This window comes from Flavobacterium sp. RSSA_27 (assembly GCF_051547125.1).
Taxonomy (GTDB): domain Bacteria; phylum Bacteroidota; class Bacteroidia; order Flavobacteriales; family Flavobacteriaceae; genus Flavobacterium.
Map to the genome: position 1 here is coordinate 63,704 of NZ_JBPTTN010000009.1, position 17,528 is coordinate 81,231.

15 protein-coding genes are annotated in these 17,528 nt (G+C 36.2%); 4 read left to right on the top strand and 11 right to left on the bottom strand.

Annotation, left to right across the window (positions count from 1 at the left end; genetic code table 11):
- Window positions 1–12: 12 nt before the first annotated feature.
- The 5 genes from ACSVH5_RS12820 to ACSVH5_RS12840 form a co-directional block, all read right to left on the bottom strand.
- The gene (locus ACSVH5_RS12820) at window positions 13–1,044 is read right to left on the bottom strand and encodes a VWA domain-containing protein (RefSeq protein WP_438061809.1); all 1,032 of its coding nucleotides are present in this window, start codon (window positions 1,042–1,044) and stop codon (window positions 13–15) included.
- A gap of 86 nt (window positions 1,045–1,130) precedes the next feature.
- Complete coding sequence (locus tag ACSVH5_RS12825; RefSeq protein WP_438061810.1) at window positions 1,131–2,132, bottom strand: vWA domain-containing protein; 1,002 nt, start codon at window positions 2,130–2,132, stop codon at window positions 1,131–1,133.
- Window positions 2,132–3,760, bottom strand: a complete 1,629-nt coding sequence (locus ACSVH5_RS12830; protein WP_438061811.1) for a hypothetical protein — start codon at window positions 3,758–3,760, stop codon at window positions 2,132–2,134. Before ACSVH5_RS12830 ends, ACSVH5_RS12825 begins: the two co-directional genes overlap by 1 nt.
- Window positions 3,761–3,810: 50 nt before the next feature.
- Window positions 3,811–4,674 carry a DUF58 domain-containing protein gene (locus tag ACSVH5_RS12835; RefSeq protein WP_438061812.1) on the bottom strand — a complete coding sequence of 288 codons (864 nt, stop codon included), beginning with the start codon at window positions 4,672–4,674 and terminating at the stop codon, window positions 3,811–3,813.
- A 140-nt stretch (window positions 4,675–4,814) separates the two neighbouring features.
- Window positions 4,815–5,819 (bottom strand): AAA family ATPase, encoded by a 1,005-nt coding sequence (locus tag ACSVH5_RS12840; protein ID WP_159688622.1) that lies wholly within the window; start codon window positions 5,817–5,819, stop codon window positions 4,815–4,817.
- 211 nt (window positions 5,820–6,030) lie between these two features.
- Between ACSVH5_RS12840 and ACSVH5_RS12845 the strand changes: the two genes are divergently transcribed.
- The 3 genes from ACSVH5_RS12845 to ACSVH5_RS12855 all read left to right on the top strand — a co-directional run bounded on the left by ACSVH5_RS12845 (window position 6,031) and on the right by ACSVH5_RS12855 (window position 9,445).
- Window positions 6,031–6,903 (top strand): aldo/keto reductase, encoded by an 873-nt coding sequence (locus ACSVH5_RS12845; RefSeq protein WP_438061813.1) that lies wholly within the window; start codon window positions 6,031–6,033, stop codon window positions 6,901–6,903.
- A gap of 207 nt (window positions 6,904–7,110) precedes the next feature.
- A complete protein-coding gene (locus ACSVH5_RS12850; protein ID WP_438061814.1) occupies window positions 7,111–7,863 on the top strand; it encodes an SDR family NAD(P)-dependent oxidoreductase in 753 nt (250 codons plus the stop codon).
- A gap of 430 nt (window positions 7,864–8,293) precedes the next feature.
- Window positions 8,294–9,445, top strand: coding sequence for an ATP-binding protein (locus ACSVH5_RS12855; RefSeq protein ID WP_438061815.1), 1,152 nt, complete (start codon window positions 8,294–8,296; stop codon window positions 9,443–9,445).
- A gap of 34 nt (window positions 9,446–9,479) precedes the next feature.
- Here ACSVH5_RS12855 and ACSVH5_RS12860 read toward each other — a convergent pair whose 3' ends face one another.
- The 6 genes from ACSVH5_RS12860 to ACSVH5_RS12885 form a co-directional block, all read right to left on the bottom strand.
- Entirely contained in the window at window positions 9,480–10,196 is a 717-nt protein-coding gene (locus ACSVH5_RS12860; RefSeq protein WP_438061816.1) for a heterodisulfide reductase-related iron-sulfur binding cluster, read from the bottom strand.
- 1 nt (window position 10,197) lies between these two features.
- Window positions 10,198–12,309, bottom strand: coding sequence for an FAD-binding and (Fe-S)-binding domain-containing protein (locus ACSVH5_RS12865; protein WP_438061817.1), 2,112 nt, complete (start codon window positions 12,307–12,309; stop codon window positions 10,198–10,200).
- A 29-nt stretch (window positions 12,310–12,338) separates the two neighbouring features.
- Window positions 12,339–13,850, bottom strand: a complete 1,512-nt coding sequence (locus tag ACSVH5_RS12870) for an L-lactate permease (RefSeq protein ID WP_438061818.1) — start codon at window positions 13,848–13,850, stop codon at window positions 12,339–12,341.
- 153 nt (window positions 13,851–14,003) lie between these two features.
- The gene (locus tag ACSVH5_RS12875; RefSeq protein ID WP_438061819.1) at window positions 14,004–14,660 is read right to left on the bottom strand and encodes an aspartate kinase; all 657 of its coding nucleotides are present in this window, start codon (window positions 14,658–14,660) and stop codon (window positions 14,004–14,006) included.
- Between the two features lie 121 nt (window positions 14,661–14,781).
- Window positions 14,782–15,141 (bottom strand): YraN family protein, encoded by a 360-nt coding sequence (locus tag ACSVH5_RS12880; RefSeq protein WP_438061820.1) that lies wholly within the window; start codon window positions 15,139–15,141, stop codon window positions 14,782–14,784.
- Between the two features lie 111 nt (window positions 15,142–15,252).
- Window positions 15,253–16,149, bottom strand: coding sequence for a S66 peptidase family protein (locus ACSVH5_RS12885; protein WP_438061892.1), 897 nt, complete (start codon window positions 16,147–16,149; stop codon window positions 15,253–15,255).
- A gap of 235 nt (window positions 16,150–16,384) precedes the next feature.
- On the opposite strand from ACSVH5_RS12885, the gene ACSVH5_RS12890 reads away from it, so the two are divergent.
- Window positions 16,385–17,494 (top strand): endonuclease/exonuclease/phosphatase family protein, encoded by a 1,110-nt coding sequence (locus ACSVH5_RS12890; RefSeq protein ID WP_438061821.1) that lies wholly within the window; start codon window positions 16,385–16,387, stop codon window positions 17,492–17,494.
- Window positions 17,495–17,528 lie beyond the last annotated feature (34 nt).

Consider the following 17,528-nt stretch of genomic DNA (forward strand, 5'->3'; position numbering starts at 1 on the left):
AGGTTAAAAAATTTATTTCTCGTTAAACAAATTCAATTTTTTTACCCAACTTGTTTTGCGCTCTAATAGAAATACATCTACCAAAAGCAACAGAAAACCAATGGCTAAAAACCATTGAAATTGAGATTGATACTCTGCCATTTCAGTTGCTTCAAATTCAGTTTTTTGGATTTTATCCAAAGTGTTTTTTACGAATTCTAATACTTCTTTGGTATTCGCGCCGTTTACATAATTACCATTCGTCGCTTTTGCGATGCTTTTCAAGCTTTCTGGATTCAATTTTGTGATTACGACTTGATTGTCTTTGTCTCTTTTGTAACTTTCAATCACACCGTTACGACGCAAAGGAATCGTACCACCCTTCTCCGTACCAACACCAATCGTGATGATTTTCATACCCATTTTATTGGCTTCTTCGGCGGCGCTTTCGGCTCCTTCTGAATGGTCTTCTCCATCCGAAATCATAATCATCAACTTGCTAGTTTTGCTTTTCTCGTCAAAATAAGTAGCCGATAATTGAATCGCTTCGTCTAAAGAAGTTCCTTGAGATGAAACAATGTCGGTATTCATACTTTGCAAAAACATCTTCGCCACACCGTAATCTGAGGTGATTGGCAATACTGGAAAAGCACTTCCTGCATAAGCCACAATGCCAATGCGGTCACTGCCGAGTTGGTTGATGATTTGAGAGACGATTTGCTTGCTTTTTTCTAAACGACTGGGCGCGATATCCTCTGCCAGCATACTTTTAGAAACATCGACCGCGAAAACAATATCAATACCTTCGCGCTTCACCGTTTCCATTTTGGTTCCAATTTTAGGATTTACCAAACCTAAAATCAAGGATGCAAAAGCCAATACTAAAACAATTAGTTTCAATACCGATTTAAAACTAGAGCTATCTGGACTCAACTTTTGCACCATTTCAACCGAACCAAATTCGCGTTGTTTTTTTCTTTTCCAATACAAATTGTACAAGAAAACCACTACCAAAAGAGGCAATAAGATGAGTAGGTATAAATATTTTTTTTCGTCTAATTCCATTTTTATTTAACCACTAAGGGCACTAAGTTTTCACTAAGCTCACAAGTTAAATTGCAAACTGATATATTATTTTCTTTGTTTTAACTTTAAATAAAACTTCTGTATACTGTATTTCTCAAACCAACTTCAATGAGGAGCAATAGTCCCGCTAACAAAACAAATGGTCTAAACTTTTCGTCATAATCATAGAACTTCAACTCTTCTATTTCTGTCGTTTCGAGTTTATTGATTTCGTTATAAATCTGTGCTAATTTGTCGTTGCTCGTCGCTCTAAAATATTTACCATCCGTTTTTCGGGCAATATTTTTCATCAATTGCTCGTCAATTTCTACTTTCATCATTTGGAACAAAAAGCCTCCGTTCGGTGCGATAGCATAAGGAAACATTGCCATTCCATTTGTTCCAATTCCGATAGTGTAGACTTTGATTCCGTATTGTCTGGCAATATCTGAAGCGGTTTCTGGCTCAATAAAACCAGCATTATTTACTCCGTCTGTCAATAGAATAATGACTTTACTTTTGGCTTTGCTGTCTTTCAAACGGTTTACGGCTGTCGCCAATCCCATACCTATTCCAGTTCCGTCTTGCAAAACGTTGTCGTATTTTATGCTTTTGATGGCTTCTTGAACAATCGCTTTATCACTAGTCACAGGAGTTTTAGTATACGATTCGGCAGCATACACTACCAATCCAATTCGGTCATTGGGTCTTTCGTCTACGAAACTCGCCGCCACACGTTTTAAAGCTTCCATACGGTTGGGCTTTAAATCTTTGGCCAACATACTTCCTGAAACGTCAATTGCCATAACAATATCAATTCCTTTGGTGGTTTTGGTTCTATTGCTTACATCGACTGTTCTTGGTCTAGCCAATGCAATAATCAACAAGGCCAAGGCCAAAATTCTAAACACGCTCAAATACGGTTTCAACAACACCCAAAATGATTTTTTGCCTTGAAAACCGGCTGTAGAACTCACTTTAAGCGAGGCTACTTGCTGGTTCTTTTTCCAAAACAACCAAGCAATAACCACTGGTAGTAACAAGAACAACCAAAAAAACTCAGGATTTAAAAAAGTGATTTTTTCCATTAATTTCTTGTTAGTTTTAATTCAACAGAATTCAAAATACGTTCTGCTATTTTTATAGCGTACTCATCTCCTTCTTCGTGTAAAATCATAATTTGTTGCAATCCGCCATTTTGACTAAACAATAATATCTCATAATACAATTTCGTACTGCTATTGGATTGATCATCAACTTTAGAGAATGTTCCGTAACCTTTAATACCTTTTAGTCCTTCAGGAGTTTCAAAATCCTCTTGTTTAACAAGCATATTTTGAGCGCCTTGTAATTCCATCATTTTTATAGAACTTTCGAGGGCTTTTGACAAATCGAGGGCATTTTCTTGTTTGAAACTATAAGTAGACACCATCAAATAAAAATCTCCTAAAAAGCTTCCATAACCAAAGGATTGCATATCTTTAATTAATGCCAAACCTTCTTTTGGTAATGCTTTTTTCAAATCGACACGCGTTAATACTTCTGGAGTTTCAATGATTACACCTGGATTTCCGTATTGACTTTTCACCCATTCGCCTTCCAATAATTCTTTGGTTTGATGTCCAATAATAGAGTGTACGGTGTACATAAATCCTTTGGTCACTACAAAAAACAAGAATACTCCAACTACAATTCCTACCCCCACACCAACATAAGTTCTGATTTTGGCTCTGCGTTCTTTTTCTAATTGCAGTTGCAACTGTTTTTGTTTTTGAGCTTCGTTCAACACATTTTCCTCTTCCGATTCTACTATAACAGGTATTGCATTATCAAGGGTTAAAATCGCTTTTTGAATTTTGTTTCTATCCTCGGTAATTTCGAAATCTAGAGGTTTTGATTTAGCAAATTTTACCAAATCCGCTTGTTTCAAAACACGTTCTAAGTTGTCTATTGTTTCTTGTGACAACTTCATTTTCTTTTTCTGAGAAGCCGCTTTTAATCCCGCAACTAATTCCGCTGTGGTGCTTTCCATCGCTGGAATGGCTATGGCTTCTTCGATATAATTTCTAGCAATATCGGTCAATTCACTATAATATGCTTTCACATCGCCTTTTTGCCAAAGCTCTTTTTGCTCCAAGGTATTCAATAAACTGGTGGCTTTTTCAATAGGCGTTTTGTAAACAACAACTTCTGGTGCCACTGGTTTTTTACGAATTTTGAAATACCAATAGGCTACTGCCCCAATGATAACAAGAGCTATCAAGAGGTACAACCACCAATTGCCCCAAGAATTTTGTGCTTTGATAATACCTTTGATATCGTACATTTTTTGTTTCAAAGTATCGACAGCAACATCGGCTACTTCGACTTTAATAGAATCCGAGAAAAAGGGCTTTTTATCGATTAAAATTTTAACCGAAGGAATAGTATATTTTCCAGAATCAAACTGAGTCAAACCGTATTTTTTAATCAACTCCAATTGGTCATTATTTTTAACGGTGTCAATTGGATAAGATTCTATTACTTCTAATGGCCCTACATTTTTTAGGTTAGGAAAAGTAACCTTAGAAGTGGCCTTTACGGTGGTTTTCAGTGTCAATTTAAACTCGGCACCAATTTTATTTTTGGTGGTGTCTATAGACGTCAGTACTTGTTTTTGCTGAGCAAAAAGAGAAGTCGATAGAACAATAAATAATAGGTAAAGTTTAATTTTCATTGGTTTTTAACTTTAACCCTTTCAGAGTTTAAAACTCTGAAAGGGTTAGTTTAACGAGATTTAAAGTAACTTAATAATTTGGTCACATAACTTTCATCGACTCTTGTATTAACTACTCCTGAGCCTGACTTACGAAAAGATTCTTTGAAATAATTTACTTTATCTTGATAATATTTTTCATAATTCATTCGTACCGTTTTAGAACTCGTATCAATCAATTGAGTTCGTCCTGTTTCGGCATCGAGCATCGTCACCATTCCTAAATTGGGCATTTTTTCTTCTCGAATATCGTACACTCGTATTCCAGTAATATCGTGCTTTTTGGAAGCAATCTTCAGGGTTTGCTCGTAGTTTTCACACATAAAATCAGAAATCATAAACACAATCGCTTTCTTTTTTTGAGTGCTTGATAGAAATTTCAAGGCTTGAGCGATATCCGTTTTATGGCTTTTAGGCTCAAATTCGATGAGTTCACGTATCAGACGCAAAACGTGAGAACGTCCTTTTTTGGGTGGAATGTACAATTCTATTTCGTCAGAAAACAAAATCAAACCTATTTTGTCATTGTTTTGAGTAGCCGAAAAAGCCATAGTTGCGGCAATTTCAATCACAATTTCTTTTTTGAACTGAGTGGTAGAACCAAAATTTTCAGAGCCCGAAATATCGACCATTAACATCATGGTCAATTCGCGTTCTTCTTCAAAAACTTTTACGTGGGCTTCGTTGTAACGTGCTGTTACATTCCAATCGATTGCGCGAATATCGTCACCATATTGGTATTGACGCACTTCGCTAAACGTCATTCCGCGGCCTTTGAAAGAGGTATGATACTCACCAGAGAAGATATGATCACTCAATCGTCTGGTTTTGATTTCTATTTTTCGTACTTTTTTTAAAAGCTCTTTTGTATCCATTTCTTATTAGTGTTCAGTAATCAGTTAGAAAGTGAACAGTAAAAGTTCAAATTCTAAAAGCCTTTCTGCATTTATAAGTGTTCCATTAAAAGTATTGATTGTAAAGTGAATACTAAAAACCTGAACACTGAGCACTTATTTTAAGGTACTTCGATTTCGTTTACGATTTTGTTGATGATGTCTACCGAAGTTACGTTTTCTGCTTCGGCTTCGTAGGTTACACCGATACGGTGACGCAATACATCGTGAACCACTGCACGAACATCTTCTGGAATTACATAACCACGACGTTTGATAAACGCATAACATTTAGCAGCATTGGCCAAGTTAATACTTCCACGAGGGGAAGCTCCAAAACCAATCAAAGGTTTTAAGTCAGCTAGTTTATATTTCTCAGGGTAACGCGTTGCGAAAATAATATCCAAAATATATTTTTCTATTTTTTCGTCCATATACACTTCGCGAACTGCTTCTTGCGCACGCAAAATTTGTTCTACTGAGACTACTGGATTTACTTTTTCGTAGCTTCCTTTTAAATTTTGACGAATTACATAACGTTCGTCTTCCATTTTAGGATAATCAATTACTGTTTTAAGCATAAAACGGTCCACTTGAGCTTCTGGTAACTGATACGTTCCTTCTTGCTCAATTGGGTTTTGTGTGGCTAACACCAAAAAGGGTTTGTCTAATTTGAAGGTAGTATCACCAATGGTTACTTGCTTTTCCTGCATCGCTTCTAGCAAAGCTGATTGTACTTTGGCAGGCGCACGGTTGATCTCATCGGCAAGCACAAAATTGGCAAAAATAGGTCCTTTTTTGATAGAGAATTCATTTTGCTTGATGTTATAAATCATTGTTCCAATAACATCGGCAGGCAATAAATCTGGGGTAAATTGTATTCTGCTAAAAGAACCTTGAACGGCTTGTGATAGGGTGTTGATGGCTAATGTTTTGGCTAATCCTGGCACTCCTTCTAATAGTATGTGTCCTTGACCTAAAAGCCCGATTAGCAATCGCTCTACCATATGTTTTTGTCCCACAATAACTTTGTTCATTTCCATTGTAAGCAAATCTATAAAAGCACTCTCCCTTTCTATTTTCTCATTAATTGCTCTAATGTCTAAAGTTGTTGTATTTTCTTCCATTGTTTTGTTTTTATACTCTTTGATATTTGTCGGTTGTTTTGATGGTGCAAATTGAATTTTTTTTTAGACGTTTGGTGTTAAAAAATGGTTAAAAGTTCGACAGATTCTAGAATTTTAAGTAAGTATTATGATGCTATCTATTAAATTTTAAGAACTTTGGAAAAATTACTTTATTTAAAAAGTTAAATTACACTTTAATCACATTTTAAGCATGACAAAATCTTCATTATCCCCTATTATTGCTGGTGCGATGAATTGGGGCGTTTGGGACAAAAATCTCAAAACAAAAGAGATGGAAAATCTGATTCACATCTGTTTTGAAAACAAAATAACCACTTTTGATCACGCCGATATTTACGGTGGTTATACCACCGAAGCACAGTTTGGAAAAGCACTTTCGAATTCAAAAATTAAAAGAGAGCAATTGCAATTGATTTCGAAATGTGGCATTCAAATGCTGGCTGAAAAAAGAAACAACACCATTAAGCATTATGATTATTCGAAAGACTATATTATTTGGTCTGTAGAAAACTCTTTGAAAAACCTAAAGACAGACTATCTTGATGTCCTTTTATTGCACCGCCCAAGTCCGTTGATGCAAGCCGACGAAATAGCTGAAGCTGTTGTAAAGTTAAAATCTGAGGGAAAAATTATTGATTTTGGGGTGTCGAATTTTACGAGTTCACAAACCGAGTTGATTCGACAAAAAACTCCGATTTCGTTTAATCAAATCCATTTTTCGGCTACAGATTATCAACCGATGCTTGACGGCAGCTTGGATTATATGCAATTGCACCAAATTCGTCCGTTGTCTTGGAATCCGCTAGGAAGTGTTTTTCGTCAAGAAAATATGCAAACTTTCCGCTTGCGTAAATTATTGGCGACGCTGGTTTCTAAATATGAAATTGGTGCCGACACGATTTTATTGGCTTGGATTTTAAAACACCCTGCTCATATTATTCCGATTGCTGGAACGGTAAATGTGGCTCGTATTCAAGCGTTGATGAAAGCTACTGAATTACAATTGTCGCAGGAAGATTGGTTTGCGATTTGGACAGAAAGTATGGGTAACGAAGTTCCTTAATTGTAACTATTGAAAATGTCTCCAAAAAGGTAATTTGTTGCCTTTTAACCCCGATAGGAGCGGCATCCTTTTTTTATAAACCTGACAGGTGTTAAAAACCTGTCAGGTTTATAAAAAAAGATATAGCGGATAGCGGGACTTTGCCTCCTGATAATTCCCTATGTTTCTGTTCCTAAAAATTTTTAAACCCTTATCCAATTACATTTTATGATAAAAACTGCCTTAATCACTGGTGCTACCAGCGGTATCGGAAAAGCAACCGCAACATTACTGGCTCAAAACAACTTTAAAATTGTGCTTTGTGGCCGAAGAAAAGACCGATTAGAAGCCTTGGAAAAAGAACTGAGTGCCTATACTGCTGTTCACCATTTGTGTTTTGATGTTCGCGATAAAAAAGCGGTTTTTGAAAGCATTGCGTCTTTGCCCGAAGCCTTTGCAGACATTGACATTTTGGTAAATAATGCTGGAAATGCGCACGGTCTTGATTCCATACAAAATGGTGACATAGACGATTGGGACGCTATGATCGATATCAATGTCAAAGGATTGCTGTATGTTTCTAAGGCGATTATTCCAAAAATGATTGCTAAAGAATCCGGACATATCATTAACATTGGTTCGATTGCGGGGAAGGAAGTGTACCCGAATGGCAATGTGTATTGCGCTTCAAAATATGCGGTAGATGCGCTCAATCAGAGTATGCGAATCGATTTGAATCCTTACGGAATCCGCGTGGGTGGCATTCATCCCGGAATGGTTGAAACGGAGTTTAGCGAAGTGCGTTTTAAAGGCGATAGCGAACGCGCTGCCAATGTTTACAAAGGTTTAACACCTTTACGACCTGAAGATATTGCGGATATTATTCACTTTGTGGTGACACGACCTTATCACGTCAACATCGCTGACTTGATTGTGTATCCAACGGCTCAGGCTTCGCCAACTATTGTAAAAAGGAAGTAACCTTTTATCACCACATAGAAACATAGAATTCATAGTTTTAAAAAGTAAGCAATAGCCGTTTTATTGGTCACATATAGAGTTTAAAACTATGCACTTTCAGTGCATCTCGCTTTAGCTTTAAAAAAATTATACACCGCAGATTCCCAAATTTTAAAAGATTACTACTAATTGTAATAATTTGCGAATCTGCGGTAAATTATATTCCAACCTTGAATACTTTATAGTCTATCAAAAGAAATCTATGGAATTTCAGCCTATAGTGGTTTAGTTTTCACATAGCGCTTCTATTGTGAGAAATAGTGCTATTTCTTTTTTTCTATGTGGTTTGGTTTTTTATTTTTTTTAGAAGCTAGATAGTTCTTTTTCTTTATTTTACTGTCAAAAAAGTGTACTTTTAGGAACCCAAAGTCCATAAAAGACAACCTTAGTTATGATTAATAAACGCTTGCTTATTAAGAATCTATTGGCTCATAATGATGAGAGCAGTTTTTATGACAAAAAAAGACAATTGAATTTGCATTCTAGGGAAGGGAAAGCGAAATTTTTAAAACACATTTGCGCGTTGTCCAACTCCAATCCTACCAACAATTCATACATAGTCGTAGGTGTTGAAGACCAAGACAATGCCATCGTAGGCGATGATTTTTTTGACGATAGTAGGATTCAGAATTTGGTGAATGCCTTTCTCGAAAATCCGCCTCAGATTCAGTATGAAAATGTACCATTCCCTAATTTACCCAAAGACAAAGTAATAGGATTAGTAACCATTAAACCCAATCCGAAGACCTCATTCTTCAAAAAAGGAATTCATACGATACTTGCCAATACGGTTTTTATAAGAAGAGGCAGCAACACCCTCCCGGTAGAAGGCGAAATAGAACGCAATTATCAAAATACCGCAACAGTCATTGGAATAGAAAACAATTCTCGCAATAGTATTGCCTATACCTTAGATGGTGTGATTGATTTCATGAATTTTCGGCACAAAGACATGTCGCCCAAATATAAAGTTTTCAAGGAATTGTTCGTGATATGTTGGGCGGGAATAGCCAAACATTACAAAGGCAAAACCTATTTATCTCGAGTAGATATTGAACTTATTAACGAGCAAATCAAACTCTTTTATTCGGCTCAAGATGTGGTAGAAATTACTTATAACGAGGATTCGTTTACTATAACTGAATATGTTCCTTTAGGATTGAATGACAAAACGAGTTACTATCCTTTAGAACAGCAAACCATTGTATTTCATGACAACGGGTACTACAAAATAGACCGAAAATTTTTGTTTGAACCACCCGAATTCAATACCAAAATGTTGTATCACATCTACAATGCCAACGGCGCTTTACTTAACAAACTCGAAAAAGGGCAATTACTTAACGACAGGGAATTAAAAGACTTAGAAAATCTACCTTCTACTTTGATGATTTGCTTCCTCAACGGATTTGAGGAAGCCAAACAAAAATTAATTGATGCCAAAACGGTGCTTAAACCTTTTCCACATGTCTATTTATCATTCAAAGAAGCGCTAAGAATTTTGAGGAAAATGAAGTATGATGGTCCTTTGGCTGCTGAATAAAATCTTTTGTATAAACTAGAAGAATAAGCAAAAATTAGCGTGTCACTTCTTCAATCAAATAAAAAATAGATGAAAACGACATTCCGCTGGATTTTTCTAAACCAATTTCACAAGTTCTACTAGTTGAATAGCCACTGTTACAATTACTTGGAATTTGATTTTTAATATCTCTCAATCCGTGTTCATTCAATTCTGGAATTAAAAACCCTCTATCTCCAGCAAAGCCACAACAATTGCTATCGATCATCGTCACTTGATCTGCACAATACTGCGCCAAAGCCAATAATTGCTCCATTTTTCCAATTTTTTTAACGGAACAAACAGGGAAAATAGCTACTGATTCTTTTTTCTTTTTAACGGTCAATTTTGGCATCACATAGTCCAACATAAATTCAATTGGGTCAACAATTTTCAAATTGCTGGTGAACTCTTCTTTTGAATGATAAAAACAAGGACTCATGTCGTACAAAATAGGGTATTTTCCTTGTGCTGAAGCTTGAAGTAATTCGGCCTCTAAAAGTGTCGATTGCTGATGATTGGCCTCGGCAAATCCTTTACTAGAGAAAGGCATTCCGCAACATTGGTCATTGATATTGTTTGGGTATATGATTGAATAACCGGCACGCACTAATAATTGATGCGTTAGCTCGGTTAGTTGTAAATCATCTTTACTTTGAAATTCGTTTTTTCCCATTCCTCTATTAATACAAGAAGGAAAATAAACCACTTTTAAATCTGAAATTGCTTCCATATTATTTCGCTTGATTAACATTAATTTTTTTAGCTCCTTTTGGCATTTGTGGCATCCATTTAGGCACTGCTCCACCTGAAATTTTATGAATTCCACTAGATAAAGCTAACATGATTTTGGTTCCAAAAATGGCATGGAAAAAAGAAACTACTTTTAATCCACCACGCATCATTGCTGTAGTTCCAGCCATGTGTGAACCAATATAAGCGGCTACTTTTTTATTAGAATCTGTCACTTCATTGGCACGCCATGTTTTAACAAATTTACCTGTATCAATATGAACAGGACAGGCCAATGCACAAAGTCCATCTGTAGCACAAGTTTCGTCTAATTGATACGAAACATCTTTTCGAATTGCTGCTAAACGAGCTGGATCTTCATTGGTAGCTTCCAATCGACTAATTTCTCTAGCAATAACGATACGTTGTCTGGGTGATATGGTCAAACCTTCAGCCACACAATGGGGTTCACAAAACCCACATTCCATACATTTATCTACAATTTCATGAGCTTCTGGTAAGGGTTTTAAATTTTTAAGGTGAGCTTTAGGATCGGGATTAATTAACACATCGGGATTGATCTTATTATTTGGATCAAAAATGTTTTTAATGCGCTTCATAATCGTATAGGCATCTTTCCCCCATTCTTTCTCTACAAATGGTGCCATGTTTCTACCCGTACCATGCTCTGCTTTTAAAGAACCACCATATTGATCTACTACTAAAGTGGCCAATTCGTCCATTAATTTTTCATAACGATCGAGTTCAGCTTGATTGGAAAAATCTTGTGAAAACACGAAGTGTAAATTCCCTTCTAATGCATGTCCAAACAAAACTGCGTCATGGTATTCGTATTTTTTAAACAACTCTTTCAAAGCGATACAAGCATCGGCCAATTGGGGCAAAGGAAAGGATACATCTTCAATAATCACCGTTGTACCTGTTTTTCTTAAACCACCAACAGTAGGCAACAATCCTTTTCTTGCTTTCCAATTGAAATAATATTTTTTTGGATCTGAAGTAAATTCATAATCGGTATAAGTCGGAATTGAAATAATTTGATCTTTTATTTGTTGTTGTTTTTGCAACAATTGCTCTCGATCATTATCTCTACATTCAACTAACAGGGCACAAGCCTCTTCGTGTAACGTCTTAAAATAATCCGGTGCTTCGGGATCGTTTTCAACCGAACGAATGGAATCGCGATCGAGTAATTCGACAGCGGCAACAGGGCTTGATTTTAACAATATAGTAGCGTTACAAGCATCTTTTATTGAGTTGAAAATCAACAAAGAACATGATTTGTATTTTTCATCAATAACTGTCTTAAAGGTAACATTTGAGATAAAAGCCAAAGTCCCTTCAGATCCCACCATTAAATGCTTGATAATATCGATTGGGTTCTCATAATCAACCAAGGCATTAATACTATAACCTGTAGTGTTTTTAATTTTAAACTTATGATGAATACGATCGTGTAAGGTTGGATCTGCTTTAATTGTATCTCGTAATTGCTCAATTTCTTGAATTAAATGAGCGTGAGTGGTATAAAAGGAGGCCACGCTATCAGGATCTGCTGTGTCTAAAATTGTACCATCAGAAAGTACAATTCTAATATCGGCTATAGTTTGATAGGAATTTTGAGCCGTTCCACAACACATACCGCTCGCATTATTAGCTACAATACCGCCAATCATGGCTGCTCCTATTGAAGCGGGATCTGGTCCAATTTTTAAACCATGAGGTGCTAAAAAGTTATTGGCTTTGGCACCCACAATTCCGGGTTCCAGTCTAATTTTGGTTTGGTTGTCTAATATTTCATAGTTTTTCCAACCGTGTGTTGCAACAACTAAAACAGAATCTGTTATAGCTTGACCAGACAAACTAGTTCCGGCCGCTCTAAAAGTTAGAGCAATATCTAAAGATTTGGCATGTTTAATAATAGCAACCACTTCGGCTTCAGAATGGGCCAAAATCACAATTTTTGGAATTAATCTGTAAAAACTTGCATCAGTACCATAGGCTAACGTTTGCAAAGGGTTGGTAATAATACGTTTAGGATCTATAGTAGAGGAAACTAAATCAATTAATTTTTGATAAGAAGAACTAAGCATAATGATTTCTTTAAATTCTTATTTATTTTTTATTTGCCAAAAAAGTAGACCATTAAACCTGCTATAATAATATAAAATAGAGCATAAGGTAATGCTTTTTTCAAAATATCCCCTTCTTGTCCTTGTTGATTACAAGCAGAAGTGGCAATTGCGATACTTTGAGGAGAGATTATTTTTCCACCAGTAGCTCCAACAGTATTGGCGGCTGCAAACCAACTTGGTTCAGAGCCTATTTGTGTGGCTACATGCGCTTGTAATTTTCCAAATAAGATATTAGAGGAGGTATCACTTCCGGTTAAGAAAGCTCCCAAACATCCAATTGCTGGTGCAAATAATGGGTAAAGAGTTCCTGTTGCAGCGGCCAATGCCAATCCTAGAACAGGAATCATTCCAGATAAATCCATAATGGTTGACATGACAATCAAACTTATTACGGTAATATAGGTTTTTTTCAATTGTAGTATCGATTTCCATAATACCGACAATAATTCATTAACTTTTGCTCCCTGAATTAGTCCTCCTATAAATGAACCCAATAGCAACAAAACTCCTGCATCTGTCAACCAAAAAATGGCCACTTTTTTGGTTTGCCCAGCAATTTCCATTGCAATTGGAGTGCTGCTTATGGATTGTAAAAATTCACGAACACTACTAAACAATTGACTAGTACCAATAATAAAAAAAAGGATTAATCCATAAACCGACCATGATTTAAGTATTTCTGAAGTTGATAGTGTAGATTCCTCTTCCGTCTCTTTCTTTTTAGCAACTTTAGCCCAAAGAATAATGACTACAATTGAAGCAATACTTCCTAAAATTGCAGGTGTTTCAACACCAATATAAAGAACCGAGGTATATTGCACAATACTTGAAACTAATCCAACTACCAAACTTAAAAGTATGTTTTTCACTAATGCTTTGCGAGATCCGTCTGCCAAGGTTACAATGATAAATGGAATGATCACCATTAATGGAAAAAGCTGAAATACCGTTTGACCTCCTAAATGCACCAAATCGGTAGCGCCAATTTCAATGGCAACTGCTTTTACAGGAACACCAACCGCTCCAAAAGCAGTAGGTACACTATTGGCCAATAAACTCACTAATGCTGAAAACATGGGTTTGTATCCTAAGCCAATTAAAATTGCTGCAGGGATGGCTACAGCGGTACCAAATCCAGCCATACCTTCTAAAAGACCACCAAATCCCCAAGTCAATAATAGCACCTGAATACTTTTATCGGATGAAATATTTGAAAATTGTTGTTTGATAACCTCCATTTTCTTAGTATAAACCAAGACATTATAACTATAAATAGCCATAATAATAATTAAGATAATCGGAAAAATAGCTTTTAATGTGCCGTAAATAGTTGACATCCCAATGTTGGGCAAAGTAAAATCAAATCCAAAATAAGCTATTAAAATGGTAGCACACAAGGTAATTAATGCACTTTTATCACCTGAAATTTTGAGAACACCAAGTAATAATATAAGTAGTAAAACAGGAGTTAGGGCTAAAAACGTCTGAAGATAATCCATACAATTGAAAAATTTAAGTTAAAAACTAAATAATAAATAATTTAGGACTGCAAAATTACAGTTTAACTACTAAGTCAAAGTTAAAAATAAACTAATTAAATCGATTTCGTATTGTGAAATTAATATTAAAAATCTTAAAATTAGTTAAAAAAATTAATTTTTCAAATCTTTAATCACTTTAAAGGCTACATCTACTTCATCTTCGCTCACCAAAATGGTAAACTCATTCGAAGTTGAAATCACCTCATTGATGATGATCCCTTCCCAAGCCAATCGCTGAAAAATGAAGTAATAAATACCGGGAACCACAATGTTTTCTTTGGGTAATTTAACGGTTATCGAAGCTAAGTTTTCGAGTTTCTGAATTAATTTCTCATTCGAAAAATGTTTATCTACCAAGTGATTTACGCTATTACTCACTACAATATTAATCTCATTGACACCACGAGAAGAGGTGTAAAAAATATCTGAAAAGCTATTGATGTCCGAGATTAAATCGGCTTGTTTATTCAAAACAGAATCCGAAACGGCAAAAGTATAATCGGTCAACTCGGATCGAACGGTAATCTCGCCAATGTTTTTAATGACTTTATTGATTTTATGATTCAGCTTGAAATCCAATTCCTCGGTCAACCGTTTCAAAGCCATCACTACAGCGCCTTGTTTTACTTCTTTACCAAATTCACTTTCTAATTCGGACATAATATTCCGAGACAAAGAAGTCAAATTGATAATTCCCAAGGAAAGAGCATTCAATAAAAAGGGTTTGGTTTTGATGTAATTTTCGACAATTGAAGAAACGGTTTTCATAACTAATTCATTTTTTAAATTTTTAGATAAAGAATAAAATTAACAGACAAAATGTGTTAAAATTCTTTACAAATATAATTAAAAAACAATTTGTTACAAATATAACATTGAGAAGTTTGAATTAAAAATGAAAAAAGGCATCAGTAAGATGCTCAATTACAAAGGAATCCTTTTCTTTTTGAATCGCAATGATGTCAAATCGTACATTTACATCGATTTCGTTTAGGGTCACATAAGCATCTACCGCTTTTACCAATAATTGGATTTTTTTGGGTTTTACGAAGTCTTGTGGCAATCCAAACTCGATAGAAGACCGTGTTTTGACCTCAACCACGGCCAAAACAGCCTCTTTTTGAGCCAAAATATCAATCTCCGCCTTCTGAAAAATCCAGTTCGTTGCTAAAATCGTGTACCCTTCTTTTTTCAGAAAATCAACCGCTAGCTCCTCACCTAGTTTTCCTAATTCGTTATGTGCTGCCATATTTTAATTCAAAATCCTTTTGAAATTTTAAACATATAAGTCATATTAGTTTTTTAAATTCACCATATAATAATTGTAAACTTATATGACTCCTATGTTTCAACCCAAAAACTATTCAAAAACCACAGTAGTCCCTGTAGCCGTGACTTCAAGTGTGATGGTGTTTCCCAAAATCAACGCGCGATTGTCCTTGATATGCCCCGCCGGAAAATTATACACCACAGGAATGTTATAGGATTTGGTTACATCTTCAATAATTTCAAGCGCATTTTTGCCCCAAGGGATATCGTTGTCCTTCATTTTGGTCATACCACCTACGATAATTCCCTTTATGCTTTCCAAACAACCGTTGCGTTTCAAATTCATCATCATACGGTCGATGTGGTACAAATACTCATCTAAATCTTCGATAAAAAGAATTTTATCCGAACAATCAATAGCAGAAGGCGAACCAAACAAACTATACAAAATCGATAAATTCCCTCCTACCAGTTCTCCTTTGGCTTTGCCGAAACGATTCATGGGAGTAGGTTCAATAGTGTAGGCTAAAGGTTGTCCAAACAAGGCTTTGTACAAAGTAGCAATCGATTCAGGAGCGGTTCTAGGAATACTCACAGGCATTGTTCCGTGTATGGTTTTGTAGCCCAACGTATTCAAATGATTGTGCAAAACCGTAACATCGCTAAAGCCTACAATCCATTTAGGATGCTTTTTGAAAGTTGAAAAATCCAATAAATCAATCATTCTCACCGTTCCGTAGCCGCCACGCGCACACCAAATCGCTTTAATATTAGGATTGTCCATTTGCTTTTGAAAATCGGCAGCACGTTGCGCATCGGTTCCCGCCAATTGATTTAGGTCTAAACCAATGGTGCTTCCAATCACCACTTCGAGTCCCCAACTGTGTAGCAAATCGATAGTAGGTTGTAAATTATCCTCGATATTTTTTCGAGCGGTAGCCACTATGGCAACGGTATCTCCTTTTTGAAGTACGGGTGGTGTAATCATCTTTTTTTGAGCTTGACTGTTAGTAATCGAGCATACAAAAACAAAAAACAAAGCTAGCCATAAAAAATGACCTTTGCTATTGGCTTTTGCTTGTCGATTGGTAATACTGTTTAAGTTGGATTTCAATAGTTTCAAAACTAAGTTATAAAAACAAATATAGGCAAATCCTAAAATATGCAGCGGTTTCTAACGGAAATACCTTAACTTTACTTGTAGCGATTTTAGTATAATAAATATGAGATATAAATGGTTGATTTTTGGTCTCTTGCTTGTTTTGGGGACATCTCCTCTATTTTCCCAAACCAAAAAATTCAAAATACATACGGTTGCGTTTTACAATTTTGAGAACCTTTTTGACACCATCAACGACCCCGATACTTTTGACGAAGAATGGACACCCGATGGTTTGCAACGCTGGACGAAAGCAAAATACCAAACCAAGCTCCAGCATTTGGCACAAGTCCTTTCAGAAATTGGTACGCCCGAAAACAAAGAATTGCCCACTTTTATCGGTGGTTGTGAAATCGAAAACCGAGCCGTACTCGAAGATTTGATTCAACAATCTCAACTACAAGAGGCCGAATATGGTATCATTCACTTTGATTCGCCCGACAAGCGCGGCATTGATGTGGCTTTGTTATACCGAAAAAAATGGTTTAGACCAACAAACTTCAGTGCGATTCCCTTGTATTTGAATGCTACTCCTGAGTCTGAAAAAACCAATACTGCTGCATCATTGGCTGAAAAAACAGAAGATGATGTTCCCGTTCTAGCACCAACCAAAAGAATTTACACTCGAGACCAATTGCTCGTTAGTGGCTATTTGGAAGGAGAAGAAATCCATCTCCTTATCAATCACTGGCCTTCTCGTTCGGGTGGCGAGCAAAAAACAAGCGCCTACCGAGAAGCCGCAGGAAAACTGAACAAGAAAATTATCGATTCGCTACAACAGCTCAATGTTAATGCAAAAATCATTACGATGGGTGACCTAAACGATGGCCCTCATAACAAGAGCATAAAAGTGGCTTTGGGTGCCAAAGGAAAGAAAACAGCGGTAGCTCCATACGAAATCTTCAATCCTTTTGAAGCTTTGTTGAGCAAAGGATTCGGAACCATCGCACACCAAGATGCTTGGGATGTTTTTGACCAAATTATGCTTACAGGCACTTGGCTCAGTTCGGATTATTCGACTTGGCAGTATTGGAAAGCAGGCATTTTCCAGCGGAATTACCTAATTCAAACTCAAGGAAAATTCAAAGGCTATCCACTCAGGCATTCCCTAACCGAAGTTGGGTACAGCGACCATTTTCCTGTGTATGTCTATTTGATTAGAGAAGGGAAATAGAGACTCGATAATTTTCGCCACGAATTCACTAATA